This is a genomic window from Paraburkholderia youngii (assembly GCF_013366925.1).
GTDB classification, from domain to species: Bacteria; Pseudomonadota; Gammaproteobacteria; order Burkholderiales; family Burkholderiaceae; genus Paraburkholderia; species Paraburkholderia youngii.
In genome coordinates, this window is the sequence record NZ_JAALDK010000001.1 from 3,206,719 (window position 1) to 3,222,814 (window position 16,096).

Consider the following 16,096-nt stretch of genomic DNA (forward strand, 5'->3'; position numbering starts at 1 on the left):
GCTGCGCGAGATGGAAATCTCGATCAATAGGAACTGGATCTAACCAGCTAAACAGGAGCGGCAAAGGTGCGGCACTCCAACGGGGCAAGTAAAGTCACGGTTAAGAGCGGTCCATGGGTAAAACTCTGGACCGGATCGGACAGACGATGTCAGATCGTTCGGCTCAGTTCGGCCAGGAAGCGTCACTCGCTCGCCGCCGCGCAGCGACTGGAGATTGCCCCACATCGGACCCTGCCCCGCGACGGCTGAGGCTGGATACGATTTGGCATCACAGCGGTAACTAAAGGAATCCCCTCATGCCCGGCACTTTAAGCACGACTCCAGCAATCAAATAGCACGCAACGCAACTCAAAGCGCCGGTCACGCCAAACTTGACCAAGGGATTGGCATGCACGCTGCTCCATGAGAGTGCGATCGCCACCAAAATCGGGGGATGCAAGATGTATATAGTGTAGGCTCGTCTCGACAGGCGACGCATCAAGCGGCCTAGCCGTGAGAAATTCCGCTGAAAAAAGCGGAGCAAGAAGAGGATGATGCCCCATGCGACAAACGGTTCCCAAAGCGCATACACGATGTGCATCGTGTCGTGTTGCGATTTCGGCGATGCTCCTGAGAGATAGTAGGCGAGCGGCAAAATCGGCAACGTCACGAGGCTGACAAGCGACCAGAACTTCACCTGTCGGGCTGGGAGGAATTCCAGCCGCCGCCCTCTTGCAGCCGCAAATCCGGCAGCGAATAGCACGACGTAGCTCGCGAAATACCCGAGCTGAAGGCCCCACACATTGACGCCGACCGGCCACCTGATCCTCAGGATGAATGCCGCCGCGCCAGTCAATAGTGCGCCGACGCCAAGCGTCAAGTTTGTCGGGAACGAGACCTCGCGAACACGAAGTGGATCACCTACGTAGCGGAGGAGGGCCACGCCGACGGCGAGCAACAAGGTGAAAATCAGCAACGCCTGAGCAAACCACATTGGACCGGAGTCGAATGTTCCTCTCGATACGAGCGTCCTGAGCGTCGCTCCAAAAAGAAGTCCCTTGCTGGTTTGCGCCAATGCAATGGTAATGGGACCAAGCACCACCCCGTAGAACAACAATGGCAAGCCCAACCTGAAAAAGCGGTCAAAAAGGAATTGAGGCAGTCCTTTTCTGGCCAGAGACGATCGTGAGTAATAGCCCGCGAGAAGGAAGAACAGGCCCATGAAGAAAGCCTGGTTGACGGTGCAGAACAACACAAGGCAGATGGTTGCGACGTCCCGGCTCGGCGAGACCTCGTGGTAATACCAACCGCCAATCGCCCCGTAGGTAATAGCGCAGTGATGAAACACCACCAGTAATGTCGTAAATGCACGTAGCGCATCCAGGCCGACATTTCTGTCGGTCTGAATGAAGTTCGCCGGGGAAACCTCGCTCCCCGAAGCCAGATCGTTGGCCGCTATGGACACGTTTCGTATCGGTGATTTTGCTGGTACGCCAGAGAAGGTGGTCAATCTACTCCGAAAATATTACAGAGTTCCAACCAGCAATGGCTGACCTCGAACTTCCGATGCCAATGTCCGTAAGCTGAAGAAGCACCTCCGACATTCACGTCAGGGGAGCGAGCGTCTGCGCAGGGTCGACTGCGGTCGACTAGGCGGGGCAGCAGTCGGGCCATCTACGGACATTCGCACCCAAGCGCAGACGGCCACTTAAACGTCCGATCCATTACGGCGGATTCAACCGGTGGATGCAACACACTGAAAGCTGCTCAGGCAGTGGGAGTGTTGCAGATGAAACAGCGACGCCGGATCTATTACAGCGAGACGCAGAAAGCGCTGATCTGGGACCGCCATGCGGCTATCGGCAGCGGCCGGAGGACTGGACCGCGATCCCTCCCTGGTCGGCTGGACCGGGGGTGGAATCCTCGATGACTTGAGACGGCGCCACATTGCCGGTCGCTCCCGGCGCGAACACGAGAATGCGCCTGTTCGGCTCGGCAACAAAGAGTCGCCCGTCGGAGGAGACGCTGATCTTGTTGGCGCCCGGAAAGCCAGGCCCAGTGATTCCCGTGGCTGGACCGCTGATCGTCCGCACCGGCGGCACATTGCCGCTCGCCCCGGCGGCGAAAACGCTCACCTGGATCTGCGTGTGGTCTGTGGTCGTGTTGTAGACGAATAATTCGTTCGTACGAGGATCGACAGCGATCGTCAGGTTGTTGGATGCTGCCCCACCTTCCCCACCCGCCAGCAGCCCGGTGTTGCTACCAGTGAGGCTGCGCAGAAGCGCCGGGGAGGTGAGACTCCGGGCCGTGCCAAGCGTGTCGATGATCGCCGCTCCCCGGTCGTCATAACCCGCAAGCAGCAGATTGTCCTCGTTATCGACGGCAAGGCTCACGTACACCCGGAGATTTGGAGTTGGATCAGAAATGACAATCGGCTGGAGCAGCAACCCAGTGCTGTTGACGGGAGCGACAAAGAGCGGGCCAGCCCCGGCGCGAATGCTCAAGATGAAGTCGTTGAGGTGGGAATCCACCGCGATGCTCACCAGATCATTCCCCGGCAACGTGAACGAGCGACTGGGCGCCGCATTGTCCTCGGCCTTCGGCGGAAAGATGGCGACGGTGCCGTTGGTGAGAAACTGCGCGACGTGAAAGAAGTCGTTCTTGCTGAAGGCGATCGCCCGAGCGGTGCCGAAGGTGGTGCGCGGCCCTTCCAGCACCTGGCAGGGCTTGGTCGCTCCGTTGGCGCGCAAGGAGTAACCGCGAATCTGATCATTCAGACCGATGAAGACGGCGTCGTCGGGGCAGGCGGCTTGCGCCAGCCGGACCCCGAACAGCGCACTGAAGATGGCGACATATAGCGCGAGTTTCATGATAGGCCCCCTCAGCAAGTTCCTCGGCTGGGTTTACGGAGGAGCGTTTCGTACTCCTTGAGCATAGACCAGCTCAGCGGGAGCCGAAAAATAAAGTTCCGCGAATTGGAACCGGTAGTTCTGGCGGGCGATGCGACGGAATGCCCATCGATATCGAACGGTAATCCAGGCGCATTCGGGCGTCTTGACTAACAGACTGCTGAAATACAGCCGCGCAGGAACGGCTTACCACCATCTGCGCGGCTGACGGCGCAATCTTTTCGCAGGTGAAATTTCAACGTGAATCCAGCGACGTGAGGCCAGTTTTGAGAGAAATGCGATTGGCCCCGCGAGGACTTGCATGTGGGACGCAAGCGCGTGGCGCGCCTGATGCGCCTTCCCTGTCTGCGCGGCGTAAGGCGGCGCTGGCCCGCACCACGCAGCAGCACCCGGGTGCGCGGCGCGCGTCCGATCCGGTGTGCCGGCAATTCAGCGCCGAAGCGCCCAACGTACGGTGGATGGCGGACGCCACCTATGTCCTGACTGGCGCAGGATTGCTTACGAAATAAGTTTAATCAAACGCGAAAATGTATGCGTTCAGCGAACCGCTAAACAACGTCCCCTAAAAGAAGGGAGCACTCGTCATGAAAAACGCGAAGCTTAACCCTAACAACGAAGGATCCGGCGCAATTTCGGCAAGGCGTTTTTCGTTCCTATCCTATCTGTTCGCCGCCGTCTTTTTAGGTGCCTGGATGTCCGTCGCGTCCGGGCAGTCGGTCGGACAGCCTTTGGCTCCAGTCACCGACACAGGACCTGCCGCGACGGCATCACCGATCAATACGTTGGCGGCCACGTCCGTGAACGTGTTGACCTATCATGGCGACACGAATCGTACTGGTTGGAATTCGAACGAGACGACCCTTACCCCTTCCAACGTCAGAGCCGGTTCGTTCGGCGTCTTGCATGCAATCAAGCTCGGCGACCCAGTGAACGACTGGGTCGACGCGCAGCCATTGGTTGTTTCCGCGTTGAACGTCCACGGGACAACACAGGATGTCGTATACGTCGCTACCGAAGCCAACAACATTTACGCCTACTCGGCTTCCACGGGCACGCTGCTCCTCCAACGGAACCTCGGGACTCCGGTACCGCGATCGAGGCTTCCCGGCGGCTGTGACAACAACGGCCCGACCGTGGGAATCAACTCCACGCCGGTGATCGATCCGGGCACCCAAACGCTATATGTGGTCTCGTTCAAGCTGGTAAGCGGCACGCCGAGCTATTGGCTCCACGCTCTTGACATCACCACCTTGGCTGACAAAGCGGGTTCTCCGACCTCGGTCTCGGCTTCGCGTACCCTGACGGACGGCACGACCTACAATTTCGCCGCAGGGTTCAGCCGGCAGCGTCCCGGTCTCCTTTTGGCGAACGGAAACATCTACGCCGGTTTCGGCAGCTTCTGCGACATACGCGCCGACCAGTCGCGCGGCTGGGTGTTGGGATGGAAGGCGAACACGCTGTCACCGCTTCCTGCGAATGGGTCGAATGTTGCGAATCAGTTGATGAACAAGCTGTCGACTTCCCCCAACACGTTTTTCCTGTCGTCCGTCTGGATGTCCGGGTATGGCATTGCCGCGGGTCCGTCGGGGGAGCTGTACTTCATCACTGGAAACTCAGACCCATCCGGTACGACCTACGCTCCTCCAAACAATATCCAGGAAAGCGTGGTGAGGCTCTCTGCCGACCTGACCACCTTGCAGGACTATTTCACCCCTTCAGGTACTAATGGCGTCGCATCGCTAGATGCCGCGGACGACGATTTCGGTTCCGGTGGCGCCATGGTTATACCGGCCATCTCCGGAGAATCGGTTGGTACGGTCGTTGCCGGAGGAAAGCGCGGCCATCTATACCTCATCGACCGGAGCTCGATGGGTCACAACGACTCGGGCAGAGCGCTTTCCATCGGCGGTTTCGGTTCCTGCTGGTGCGGTCCATCGTATTTTATGGGATCGGACGGCGTCCGCCGCGTTGTCGGCAGCGGCGGCAGAAGCATAAGTGTATGGAAGGTTCCGGCAAACCCGCCGAAGCTGCAATGGGAAAAAACGTTTGCTAGCATCGCATCCGGCCAGGATGGTGGCTTTTTTACGACGATTTCATCGAACGGCACATCAGCCGGGTCCGCGATCATCTGGGCCGTCGGTCGCCCCACCAGCACTGCTGCACCAGCCAACGTGACGCTATACGCCTTCGACGCTTCAGCTTCAGGTGGCACAACACCGATCTTCTCGTCCGTCGCCGGCTCCTGGCCTGGCCCCAACTCCAACGCCAACATCGTGCCGACTGTCGCCAACGGCAAGGTCTTTGTCGCCAGCTTCGCGGCCCTGAACATCTTCGCTCCGGGCGGGACGCGCGCTCCCGTCGTAGTCCAGCCCCCGCCTGCTCCGCCAGCATCTCTGCCCAGCCAAATCTACGGAATCGTCGCTTCGGTAGGCACGTTGCAAATCACCATCCAACCTCAGACCGGAGCCCCTGTGCTCGTTGACACTTCGGCTGCCGAGCAGGCTCACCTGAGCGTACCGCTCGTGGTCGGAAAGGCCGTCCACGTCTTCGGCCCATTCAGCAGTGGAGCGTGGCACGCGGAAAGAATTCTTCGTGCTAAGGACGACCCTGAATCTTGGGTGCCCACGAACTGACGCCTTTGCCGATTCCAGTTTGTGCCGAAACCGATTGGCGCTAATGGAAGAACTGCAGCAATCGGTTTCAATCTGAACGGGGCAAGGAAGACAGACATTGCCGAAAAGGCTGATAGGTCATACATGAAATAACTGAGGGGAGGTTGCCAAAACTTTGCTTGTGCCCACGATGAAGAAGACCGCAAACGCCACGAATGGCCCTTGCTGCTGGCGTTGCCAAAGTGCTGCAGCGGTTGCACTATCCGCTGGACGTGATGTTGTTGTGCGTGCGGCGGTATGTGGCCTATTCGCTTAAGTCATCGGCATCTTGAGGAGATGATGGCTGAGCGCGCCACTGGCGTGGATCGTTCAACAGTGCATTGATGGTCCATCAAGTTGGTGCTTTGTTAACGCACGCCCACCTGGCTGGCCGGTAAACGTGGGCATCGAGTTTGCGTGATGCCGGCTGCTGTCGAGACCGGGCACGAAATTTCGCCGGGCCGCCGGCGCAACGTTGTTCCGACCGCTGTTTCAATCGAAGGAGAAAGCACGTATGCAATGGACGACTCCGAGCTACACCGACGTACGCCTCGGTTTTGAAATCGTAATGTATGTCGCTACGCGTTAAGCCCGCAACCTGGCCGCACGCCGCGGCCCCCTTGCGGTTTCGGTTTGTGCTTGACCTCTGCTTCGAAAAGACATTTCGCAAGCACAAGTCCATCGAAATGCCCACCCCGACCGTCGACAATCTGAAGGAGCATCTTGTACGATCCGTCCTTCCTGATCGCAGTGGTGAGTAGCGCGCTCGGTCGATTTATCAGAAGTGGGTCGGGGCCTCGCGCCCAACGTCGATTTTCATGAACCGACAAAGCCACACCCTCGACCCCTAATAACACCTATAAGACCTAGTCCCATGACCTTAGCGAGTTCACCCAGACTGCACCAAAAATCCTGCTGTTCGCCGCTGCTTCCGTTCGACTGTCTCGCCGCAGCGATCCTCGGCACGCTGTTATGGTCGGTATTGTCGAACAAACAGTTCTCCGCCGATGGCGCATCATTTTTCATCGAAATCCTGCGTTCACGCGATGTGAACCATATCGCATGGTCGCGGCAGTTTTCGTACGAGCTGGGTCAATGGCCGCTAGTGCTGGTCCTGCACTGGGGCTTGTCGAATGCCGCACTGCTCCGCTTCATTTTCGGGCTCGGCTATGTGCTGCCTTTCATAGCCGCCTACCTGATTGTGCGCGTGCAGGTGACAAAAGGCGCAGTCCCCGCGCTGCTACCAGGTTATCTTTTCGGCATGCTGTCGATTGCGCTGCCGAGCGACTTTCTGTTGGTCGGCGAAAGTCAGTTCCTATTGCCGCTTGCGTGGCCGATGCTCGCATACTTACTGCAGCCTGGCCGATTTTCTTCGGCCGCATGGCTGTTACCGATTGCGCTATCTGTGCTTCTCACGCGCATGTACGAAACCCAAGCCGTCACACTTGCGCTCTTCGGTTTGATCCTGGCACTTCGTTCACGTGCGCAATTGACTGCTCTCGCACGGCAGCGACGTTATCTGGTGCTGGGCCTTATTTGTCTCTGTATTGCACTATGGGTGCTCGGTGCTGCAATTGCAGCGTATTGGATTATTTATCCGCGTGATCCGGCCAACCGGGGCGCGTTTCTACATGGGCTCGCTCATACGGCGCAAAACGCGGTATTTGACGTGAGTATGCTTGCAGCGCTGTGCTTTTTTATCGGACTGCGAGTACCCAAAACACGTGGGGTGCTGGTCGTGGTGCTGCTTGCGATCAGTTATCTATGCTGGCATGAACGGTTCGATTTCTTCAATGCGCAGATCAGCTTCGACTCGCGCGTGCTGACCCTGCTTTGGTTGCCGCCGCTCATTGCTCTCAGTGTATGGAGGTTCGAAGCGTGCGCCGTGACGTTCGGCGTTGCGCTGTGGTTTGCCGTGGTGTCTGTTGCACCATTGGCCGTCGATCTGGCCAGCACGAATGTGTGGCGCGACTATGCAAGCCAGGTCACGAACTGGGCAGCCAGGAGAGACGACGGACTGGTGCCGGCCAGCGTGCATCGACTGGACCGGCACCCGGCCAGTTGGAACTGGACATTTCCATCATTGAGCATCGCGCTTGGTGCTCCACACGTCGGTTCGGTGCTTGAAAACGCGCTCGGCGTTGCATGGCAGCCCTTCAACCCAGCCACGGAATTGCCGCTTGCTTCGTTTGCTGGTTATCGCGGCACGCTGGCACGCCAACCGTAACAACGATAGAGGCTGCTGCCGGAACGCAGCAGCTCGGCTGTCTCGTGTTGGGCGAATACCACGAGTCGAACTTCTCGCTCAGAAAGATCATGTCACTGCTCCGTTTGCATAACCGATGTTGTACAATCCGGTCCGCTTCACAAAGCCTGATCCCCGATAGCTCAGTCGGTAGAGCGCCGGACTGTTAATCCGTAGGTCCCTGGTTCGAGCCCAGGTCGGGGAGCCAAATGCGGGAGTAGCTCAGTTGGTAGAGCGCAACCTTGCCAAGGTTGAGGTCGCGAGTTCGAGCCTCGTCTCCCGCTCCAGCGTTACGTCATCTAGACGGCCCATGTGGCTCAGTGGTAGAGCACTCCCTTGGTAAGGGAGAGGTCGGCAGTTCGATCCTGCCCATGGGCACCATCAAACGTTCGCACCGGCAATCAATCTGCCGGCTTCTTCGCGATCAATCCCCACGCTCGCCTGTAGATGATCAGTCAGTCACATCGCTTGAGCGGCCGAGTTTTTTCACACATCGACGTCCATCGAAAGTCATCCCGCTTGGCCAATGATGACCTGTTTGTGATTGCGATCACAGCTTCTCTCGAACACCGGCGTATATTCTGCGCACTGACAGAAGCCCTTGGTATGCAACAGGTAAAGAACGGGACGTCACACGACGAAGACGCGCGAGATATGACGCTCGCAACGGTACAGCGATGGCGCATCGATTCGACGAGCCTGAACGTGACCGTCCATCTCGACGCGGACAGGTTTCCGGCGAGCCCTGTCGCACCCAATCAGCGTGGCTTCGTACTGGATGCGGAGCAGGCACGTCAGATGATCCGTGACCTGAGTGGGGCGGTGCTGGCACTGGAACTTCAGCGACACGTTGAACAGGCAGTCGATCTCCCTGATCCTCTCCTGGGCGCCGACAATTATCTTGTCCGGTCGATTGACGATTGTGTTGGCCGGTGGTGCGGAGTCGGAGGCGGCGTAGCCGCCGGAGACGACGCACCACCGGCGGCGCCGGGATGATGGGGTCATAGGATGGCTGATCGCGTTCAAGAAGAAGCGAACAGCCATGTCCGGAACCCGAATCACGGACCAGCAGGTCCGCCTCTATATGAGCAAGCGCAAACATCACACTCAGGAAGTCGCTGCTGCCAAATCGGGCATGAGTTCGCGCACGGCACGGCGAATCGAACGCGATGGCCGGTTACCGTCGCAGAAGCCGCATCGCGATTGGCGCACTCGCCCCGATCCATTTGCCGAGGTCTGGGAGAGTGAAGTGCTGCCTCTGCTGCGCAGCGCCCCCGGGCTGAGGGCTATCACGCTGCTGGGCAAACTGCAGGAGACGCATCCGGGCGAGTTTCCTGACAGCATGCGGCGTACGCTGGAGCGACGCGTTAGCCAGTGGCGTGCCCTTGAGGGACCAGGCAAGGAAGTCTTCTTTCCCCAGGAGCATCTGCCTGGCGCACAGGGGCTTTCGGACTTCACCGATATGGGCGGCCTCGGCATCACGATCACCGGCGTGCCGTTCGCCCACCGGCTGTACCACTTTGTGCTCGCGTTCTCGCACTGGGAATACGCCTGTGTCGTCGATGGGGGCGAGAGCTTTGAAGCGCTCTCCCAAGGCTTGCAGAATGCGTTGTGGCAGGCCGGCGGATGCCCACGGGAACACCGCACCGACAGTCTGTCGGCGGCGTTCAGGAATCTGCAGGAACAGGACGACTTCACGGTCCGCTATACCGCGCTGCTCGAGCATTACGGCATGGTCGGCACGCGCAACAACCGCGGGCAGGGCCACGAGAACGGCAGCGTGGAGTCATCGCATCGTCACCTGAAGGAGGCAATCGATCAGGCGTTGATGCTGCGCGGTCATCGCGACTTTGCCGAGCGTGCTGCCTATGACGGGTTCGTTCGCGAAGTCGTCATGCGCCGCAACCGGCGCAATGCTGCTGGATTCAACGTTGAGCGCGAGCATCTGCACGATCTGCCCGAGCGTCGCACGACCGACTTCGTCGAGGAAGAAGCGCGCGTTACCCGCTGTGGCACCTTTACCGTGCGCGGAATCCTCTACAGCGCACCATCGCGCCTGATCGGCCACCGCCTGCGGGTACGGCTCTATAACGACCGACTCGACTGCTATCTGTCCGGCGCACTGGTGCACAGCACCCAGCGAGGCTCGCGTGTGCCCTACGGCCGCGGCCGCGCCCTCGATTACCGACACTTCATCGATGCACTCAAACGTAAGCCGCAGGCCTTCAGGGGCCTGGCGTTTCGCGACGACCTGTTTCCGCGCGAAGCGTATCGCCGCACCTGGGAGCAGCTTGAGGCAAGACTGGCACAACGCGAAGCCTGCAAGCTCATGGTCGGGCTACTCGAACTGGCCGCGCATCACGGCGTCGAGGCAATCCTGGCCGAACGGCTCGATGCGCTGCTCGCTGCCGGCAAGTTACCCGAGCTGGAGCAGTTGCGTCACGAATTTGCACCGCGTCAGCCCCAGTGTCCCGAAGTGGTGGTTGAGACGCCATCGGCGGCACTCTACGACACGCTGCTCGATGACGAGGTGCCGGTATGAACACCGCTGCTACTTACGATGCCGCCCGTCTGGGGTTGATGCTCAATGAGCTGCGGCTGCCGACCATCGGCCGGCTGTGGCCTGAATTTGCCCAGCGTTCCGACAAGGAAGGCTGGCACGCCACGCGGCTGCTGGTGCACTGCTCGAACACGAACTCGCCGAGCGCGTGAAACGGCGCATTGAGCGGCACCGCATCGAATCGCATCTGGATCCGACCAAGACGCTCGATACCTTCAACTTCAGCATGGTGCCGATGGTCTCGAAGGCGCACGTCATGGCGCTGGCCAGCGGCGATTCGTGGCTGGAGAAAGGGGCCACGATCCTGTTATTCGGGCCGCCCGGCGGCGGCAAGACACATCTCGGTTCCGCCATCGGCCACGCTCTGATCGACGCCGGTTACCGGGTGCTGTTCACGCGCACCAGCGAATTCGTGCAGAAGCTACAGGTTGCACGCCAGAGCCTGCAGTTGCCGTCGATGCTCGCGAAGTTCGATCATTTCGATCTGATCATCCTCGACGACCTCTCATACGTCCGTAAGGATCAGGCCGAAACCAGCGTGCTGTTCGAGCTGATCGCTGAAAGATATGAGCGGCGCAGCCTTCTGATCACAGCCAACCAGCCGTTCTCCGGCTGGAATGACGTCTTCCCCGACCCGGCCATGACCGTGGCCGCCATCGATCGCCTGGTTCATCACTCGACGATCTTCGAACTGAACGTCGAAAGCTACCGGCGTCGGAACGCCACCGACAACAAGGCAGCACGGCGGCGTCAATTACCGGATCCCGAGCCACAAGGAGCGACAACTATGACCTCTTGAACAGCGACGATTACCCCCGCTGACCGGACAAGATAATTGTCGTTCGGCCGGACTTCATGCTTGACGCTCTACACTCTCCAAAGCGACGAGACGCCACGCCGAGCACGCCGCGGCCGCCGCGCCACCGACAAGGCGCAATTTGCTTTGCAGTGACTCAAAAACCGGTAGGAATCTCTGCGCGACCCTGAGTCGCTTCAACTTGGCGCCCGGCCGATTGCGAGGTGGTGCAACGCGACACGATCCCGAATGCGGATCGCCTTGCCTTCCCGTTCGACAATCCCACGTTTGTCGAGCGACGTGATCACACGCGACACCGTCTCGCGGCTCACACCCGCCATGGCCGCAATCGTGACCTGACTGGGCAGTTCGACAAGCGGTGAATCGAAAGCCTGACTCTGGTTGATGGCCGCCTCGATCACGGCGGTCACACGCGCATCCGCACGCGGCTGGCTTCGCGAGCTGCGCGCCACGAGTAGGGTTTTGGCGCGACTCGCGATCAGGTTATTCAGCGAGCGCGCCACGTCCGGGTCGCTGAGAAGCCGGCGGGCGTGCGCCCGGTCGAGCAGACCGACGGTACTGCGCTTCGTAGCAATGATATTGCCCAAGGTCGGCGCGCAGTTGAGGATCGAAATCTCGCCCGTACACTCGTCGGGATTGACAACGTAGAACGGGAGCTCGACACCATCCTCGGAGTATGTCGACACACGGAGCTGTCCTTCTACGAGGAAGATGAGCGGCGACTCTGTGGCCCCCTGATAGCAAATGTGATCGCCTTCGTTGACGTGTACAACCTTGGTGAGCCTGGTCGTGTTGCCGACTATTTCGCTTCGTGCCTCGCGAAGCAGAACTTGTTTTCTCAACATTATTTGAATTACGTATGTTGGCCTACTGAGATAGAGCAGATAACTCGGCGCGGAGGATACCGGTAACTAGATGTAACGTAAAGTAAAAGGAAGTAATGAGGGCTCTGGGTAAGGCGCATATGAAAAAATTGCTTGGTGTTTTTCTGAGCGGCGCTGCGCCGCTTTTATGCGTACCGCATGAACCCGTGAGGAGCTTCCTTTAAAAACGTGTCCAGACGGACACCATTAGCGAGATTGGCAGGTCAATGCAGTTCGCTTCCCAGCATCAGCCGCCGGGCGATGTCGGCCGTCTGCAGCATTCCACGTTCAGTCGGTGAATGGGCCGCGAGATAGCGGACGACTGCAATGAGAATGTGCCGTCCTTCGGCAGTATTGCCCCATGTAGCAAACTGCCGAACGCCTGCCTCCAGCATCTGATACGCATGAAAGCCGGCATCTTCACGCAACACGGCAAGCGCAAGTGTGGCGATGAGCGCCTGCGGCGGATGACCGAGCGTAAGGTGGCGCGCCACCAACTTCGCCGCAAGATCAACCTGACGCTGCCGATCGAAAGCGTCGAGCAAGGCCGTTCGGATCGACCCCTCATCGGCAGGAAGGTCGTCGAGCGGATCATCGTCCTCGCCCGGGATGCGGGCGGGCGGAACGTTCAGATATCTCGCCAGGTAGAGCGCCATGGCTCCGTGCAGTACGCCGCGAACGCCGATGACTCGAGTGTCGAAGCTTGCGTCCCCGACACGCCTGAGAATCTGATGGAGTGCGTTGGCATGGGTAAACACATGATGCGCGGTCTCCCAGTCGGAGTACTCGTTGGCATTGCCGAAGCGGGCCACGCGCAACGCCGCTCCGTAAGCGAGGGCTTGTCCCAGGTCGGCAGACGCAGCGCCTGCGTGGATCGCCTCCTTCAGCGAGTCAATGATTCTCGCTGGATCGTCTGAAAGCAGTTCCAAGGCAAGCGCCGCGTGATCCGACCAGCCTTGCACGCTGCGCCCGGCAGCGAAGAGGTTCGAGATCTGGCTGGCCGCTTCGTCGCACATCGCGACGAGATCGAGGGGCTGGCGCCACGCGGTCGATTCCTCGGCACCCCGGGCGCTCACCAACTGGGCGATGACAGTGGGCAGCACAGCTGACGCGTGCTCCCAGCCGATCAGATCGAGGCATTCAAACGCCTTGTTGATGAAGTCGAGCAAATGCCCGGAGTCCGCGAAGGCCCGCTCCGTCCCGGCGGACAGCAACGCATCCGCGAGCACGGCGGGTGCGAGACCGGAGGCAATCGCAGTCAACAGCGTGCGCTCGGCCGCCTCGCGGTGGCGCACGTTTGTCCACAGGCGCAGCCAACGATCGAGCGTGGCGGGCTCCGGCCGGCTCGCAAGCGGCGTACGTTCGCGCCGCGGCGCCTCGCCGTTGCAGTCCGCCGCTACACGGCGCGCGCCGTGGAACAGGGCGAGATAGGTTTCGTCTGCGGGCAGGACGGACAACAGGTTGCTGAGTGCTGTGAGTACCGTGAGACCAACGCCCCAGCCGTCACGGTTTTGCGCTCCGAACAGCGCGACCTGCCGCACGATATCGACCCTTGGCACATCGGCGGCGAGCTGGCCATGCACGGCTTTGGCGATGACAAGTCCAAGGTCATGTGTGAGGCCATCCGCAAGCCGTTGACGCCAGTGCGCGGCAGCATCGGGATGATCCGACCTGGTTGCGACCCAGACGTCGCCATCGCGTATTTGGACCGCGTAGCTGGGGACATCATCTGCCCAAAGGTCGAACGTGCAGCCGCTTTCCAGATCGAAGCGGGCATGATGCCAGTGACAGGTCAGGATGCCGTCTTCGACAGTGCCTCGCTCGAGCGGGAATCCCATGTGCGGGCATCGATTATCAACGGCAAAGACACGCTCGCGGTCGCAGATGACGACGATCGGACCATGTCTTCCCTGGACAATGCACCGGCCTTTCGCTCGCAGTTCTTCGAGGCTTCCAGCGAGCACGAATTCTTCGTCCCGGGGATCCATGTGCGAGCCTCCCGCGTTAGTCCTACAGGCGTTTCAGATGCGACCGCTTCCCCCAAACATAAGCATACTCCCCGGACAAAATGCCAAAGGCGCGGGCAGCGGGCCGGAACACTCCGCCAACGTGAGGGTGCCCGGCGTCTAAGCCCAGGACACTGCACCCAGATCTATACCGACAGGCACAACCTATGCTTTGCGATCTCACCCGGCGCTAGCGCCTTAAAACGCCGTAGAATTCCCCAAGCACAGTTCGCCTTCGTGCGATCCAACCGAGTTTCTGCGACCAGCTGTCGCCGGTTATCGGGAGAAAGTCATGGCTGCGCGTTCAATTGCGTCTCTGACGCTTTCCTTCGGTCTGGTATCCATTCCGGTCAAGCTCTACTCGGCGACCGACAGTGCTTCAGGCGTGGGATTCCATCTCCTGACGCCTGACGGCGGGCGGGTCAAACAGCAGTACATCTCCGAGGCGACAGGCGAGGTCGTGGCGCGAGCCGACATGAAGAAAGGCTATGAGTTTGAGAAAGGCCAGTTCGTCGTTTTCACGCCAGATGAACTGAAAGCGCTCGAGGAAGGCGCAACGCATGTCGTTGAGATTGTCTCCTTCGTGCCGGAGAAATCAGTCGACCCGCTGTATTACGACAAGGCTTATTTCATCGCGCCAGACAAGCGCGGCGGCAAACCATACAGTCTGCTTCAGCAGGCGATGCGCGAAAGCGAACGGTGTGCGCTCGCAAAATGGTCATACAAAGGGAAGACGCGCATCGTCCAGATTCGCTCAGCCGAAGATGGCATGGTGTTTCAGCAACTGTTGTTCGCGGACGAGGTCCGCTCGCTGAGCGAATTGCACATCGAGCATGTTGCAGTGACGGGCACCGAGCTGCAGCTCGCGCTGCAAATAATCGACCAGGTTTCCGAAGATTCGTATGACCCAACGGCATACGAAGATGAGGAGAAGAAGCGGATTCTGGCAGCGATCGACCAGAAAATCGCCGGCAAGCAGATCGTGTCTCCGGCCGAACCGGGCATGGAGTCGGGCGCCGAAGTGATTGACCTGATGGAAGCCCTTCGTGCGAGCCTTGGCCGCAACAAGACCAAACAGGCCGCGTCCGCAAAAGCCGCGCCCGTAAAAAAGGCGCCCGCAGCCGCTTCCGATGAGCTCGCATCCAAACCGAGGCGACCGGCGAAGAGGGCGCCCGCCAAGGTTGAAGAAGCGGCTCCGGCCAAGGTCCGGGCGCGCAAGTGAAAAGGCGCAATGCCTCGCACGACTACTCGTTGCGCAGTCTCCAGTCGCTGCTGGGTGTCTCACGACGAGTGCTGTCAGGCCTGATAGACGCTGGATTCGTGCAACCGTCACGTGGTCGTCGTAACGAGCTCCGGTTCACGTTCCGCGACGTCGTGTTGTTGCGCACAGCTTTCCAGCTTCAGTCGGCCAAAATCGCGTCACGCAAAATTCTGCGAGCGCTTGCGCGGCTCAAAGCGGAATTGCCTGAAGAGCTTCCACTGACCGGCATCCGCATTACGGCTGTCGGTGACTCGGTGGTCGTCAAGACAGGTGAATCACAATGGGATGCGACCTCGGGCCAGCTCCTGCTCGATCTGGAAGTGGCGCCTGTCAAGGGCGAAGTCGCGTTCCTCGACGCTGCGCCCCGGAACATCGTTGGCCGCGAAAAGCAAACCGAGGAGTGGTTCGCTCTTGCGGAGGAACTTACCGATAGCGACGTCATCGGTGCTGAGCAGGCCTATAAAAAGGTGCTCGAGTTATCGCCGACCCCGCACTACGACGCTTATAACAACCTGGGCGTCCTGCTTTGCGAGGTCGGAATGAAGTACGACGAGGCATTGTCCGTCTTTGACCAGGCACTCGAGCATTTTCCGCAGGACGCTCTGTTGCACTTCAATCGCGCGGTCGCTCTGGAAGAACTGGAGCGCTACGACGCAGCGGTGCAAGCCTATGAACGATGCATCGAGCTCAACCCCACTCATGCCGACGCTCACTTCAATATTGCACGCCTGAGCGAAATCCGAGGCGACAAGCAGGGACTTCTGAGGCACCTGAGTGCGTATCGCCGTCTCAGCAGGTGACGCGC

At 59.6% G+C, this 16,096-nt stretch carries 11 protein-coding genes, 3 tRNA genes and 2 pseudogenes; 11 read left to right on the forward strand and 5 right to left on the reverse strand.

Going from position 1 to position 16,096, the window contains the following annotated elements; all coding sequences use genetic code 11:
- Window positions 1–280: 280 nt before the first annotated feature.
- Both G5S42_RS14700 and G5S42_RS14705 read right to left on the reverse strand, forming a co-directional pair.
- Window positions 281–1,489 carry an acyltransferase family protein gene (locus G5S42_RS14700; protein WP_246391998.1) on the reverse strand — a complete coding sequence of 403 codons (1,209 nt, stop codon included), beginning with the start codon at window positions 1,487–1,489 and terminating at the stop codon, window positions 281–283.
- 346 nt (window positions 1,490–1,835) lie between these two features.
- Window positions 1,836–2,849, reverse strand: coding sequence for an NHL repeat-containing protein (locus G5S42_RS14705; RefSeq protein WP_176107382.1), 1,014 nt, complete (start codon window positions 2,847–2,849; stop codon window positions 1,836–1,838).
- 623 nt (window positions 2,850–3,472) lie between these two features.
- On the opposite strand from G5S42_RS14705, the gene G5S42_RS14710 reads away from it, so the two are divergent.
- From G5S42_RS14710 to G5S42_RS14740, 7 genes and pseudogenes are all read left to right on the forward strand, one after another.
- Window positions 3,473–5,521 (forward strand): hypothetical protein, encoded by a 2,049-nt coding sequence (locus tag G5S42_RS14710; RefSeq protein ID WP_176107383.1) that lies wholly within the window; start codon window positions 3,473–3,475, stop codon window positions 5,519–5,521.
- A 194-nt stretch (window positions 5,522–5,715) separates the two neighbouring features.
- Window positions 5,716–5,881 (forward strand): annotated as a pseudogene (locus G5S42_RS14715) (IS6 family transposase); the annotation flags it as partial.
- Between the two features lie 172 nt (window positions 5,882–6,053).
- Window positions 6,054–6,128, forward strand: a complete 75-nt coding sequence (pqqA, locus tag G5S42_RS14720) for a pyrroloquinoline quinone precursor peptide PqqA (RefSeq protein ID WP_113062024.1) — start codon at window positions 6,054–6,056, stop codon at window positions 6,126–6,128.
- A 285-nt stretch (window positions 6,129–6,413) separates the two neighbouring features.
- Complete coding sequence (locus tag G5S42_RS14725; protein ID WP_176107384.1) at window positions 6,414–7,766, forward strand: hypothetical protein; 1,353 nt, start codon at window positions 6,414–6,416, stop codon at window positions 7,764–7,766.
- A gap of 150 nt (window positions 7,767–7,916) precedes the next feature.
- Window positions 7,917–7,992, forward strand: a tRNA-Asn gene (locus G5S42_RS14730).
- A 3-nt stretch (window positions 7,993–7,995) separates the two neighbouring features.
- Window positions 7,996–8,071 (forward strand) — tRNA-Gly (locus G5S42_RS14735).
- Window positions 8,072–8,090: 19 nt separating this feature from the next.
- Window positions 8,091–8,165, forward strand: a tRNA-Thr gene (locus G5S42_RS14740).
- Between the two features lie 249 nt (window positions 8,166–8,414).
- Here the strand turns inward: G5S42_RS14740 and G5S42_RS14745 are convergent.
- Window positions 8,415–8,828 carry a hypothetical protein gene (locus tag G5S42_RS14745; protein ID WP_176107385.1) on the reverse strand — a complete coding sequence of 138 codons (414 nt, stop codon included), beginning with the start codon at window positions 8,826–8,828 and terminating at the stop codon, window positions 8,415–8,417.
- On the opposite strand from G5S42_RS14745, the gene istA reads away from it, so the two are divergent.
- Together istA and istB are read left to right on the forward strand one after the other, a co-directional pair.
- Window positions 8,827–10,326, forward strand: a complete 1,500-nt coding sequence (istA, locus tag G5S42_RS14750; protein ID WP_176107386.1) for an IS21 family transposase — start codon at window positions 8,827–8,829, stop codon at window positions 10,324–10,326. The two genes, G5S42_RS14745 and istA, sit on opposite strands and share 2 nt — an antisense overlap.
- Window positions 10,323–11,143, forward strand: a pseudogene (gene istB / locus G5S42_RS14755) (IS21-like element helper ATPase IstB). Before istA ends, istB begins: the two are co-directional and overlap by 4 nt.
- 194 nt (window positions 11,144–11,337) lie before the next feature.
- Here istB and G5S42_RS14760 read toward each other — a convergent pair.
- Both G5S42_RS14760 and G5S42_RS14765 read right to left on the reverse strand, forming a co-directional pair.
- Window positions 11,338–12,006: a Crp/Fnr family transcriptional regulator gene (locus tag G5S42_RS14760; protein WP_176107387.1), complete on the reverse strand. Its 669-nt coding sequence runs from the start codon at window positions 12,004–12,006 to the stop codon at window positions 11,338–11,340.
- Window positions 12,007–12,248: 242 nt separating this feature from the next.
- Window positions 12,249–14,012, reverse strand: a complete 1,764-nt coding sequence (locus G5S42_RS14765; protein ID WP_176107388.1) for a Rieske 2Fe-2S domain-containing protein — start codon at window positions 14,010–14,012, stop codon at window positions 12,249–12,251.
- 310 nt (window positions 14,013–14,322) lie between these two features.
- Here G5S42_RS14765 and ku point away from each other — a divergent pair, with 310 nt between their 5' ends.
- Entirely contained in the window at window positions 14,323–15,252 is a 930-nt protein-coding gene (gene ku / locus G5S42_RS14770) for a non-homologous end joining protein Ku (protein WP_176107389.1), read from the forward strand.
- Complete coding sequence (locus G5S42_RS14775) at window positions 15,249–16,091, forward strand: tetratricopeptide repeat protein (protein ID WP_176107390.1); 843 nt, start codon at window positions 15,249–15,251, stop codon at window positions 16,089–16,091. The genes ku and G5S42_RS14775 overlap by 4 nt, the downstream gene beginning before the upstream one ends.
- The last annotated feature ends 5 nt before the right edge of the window (window positions 16,092–16,096 follow it).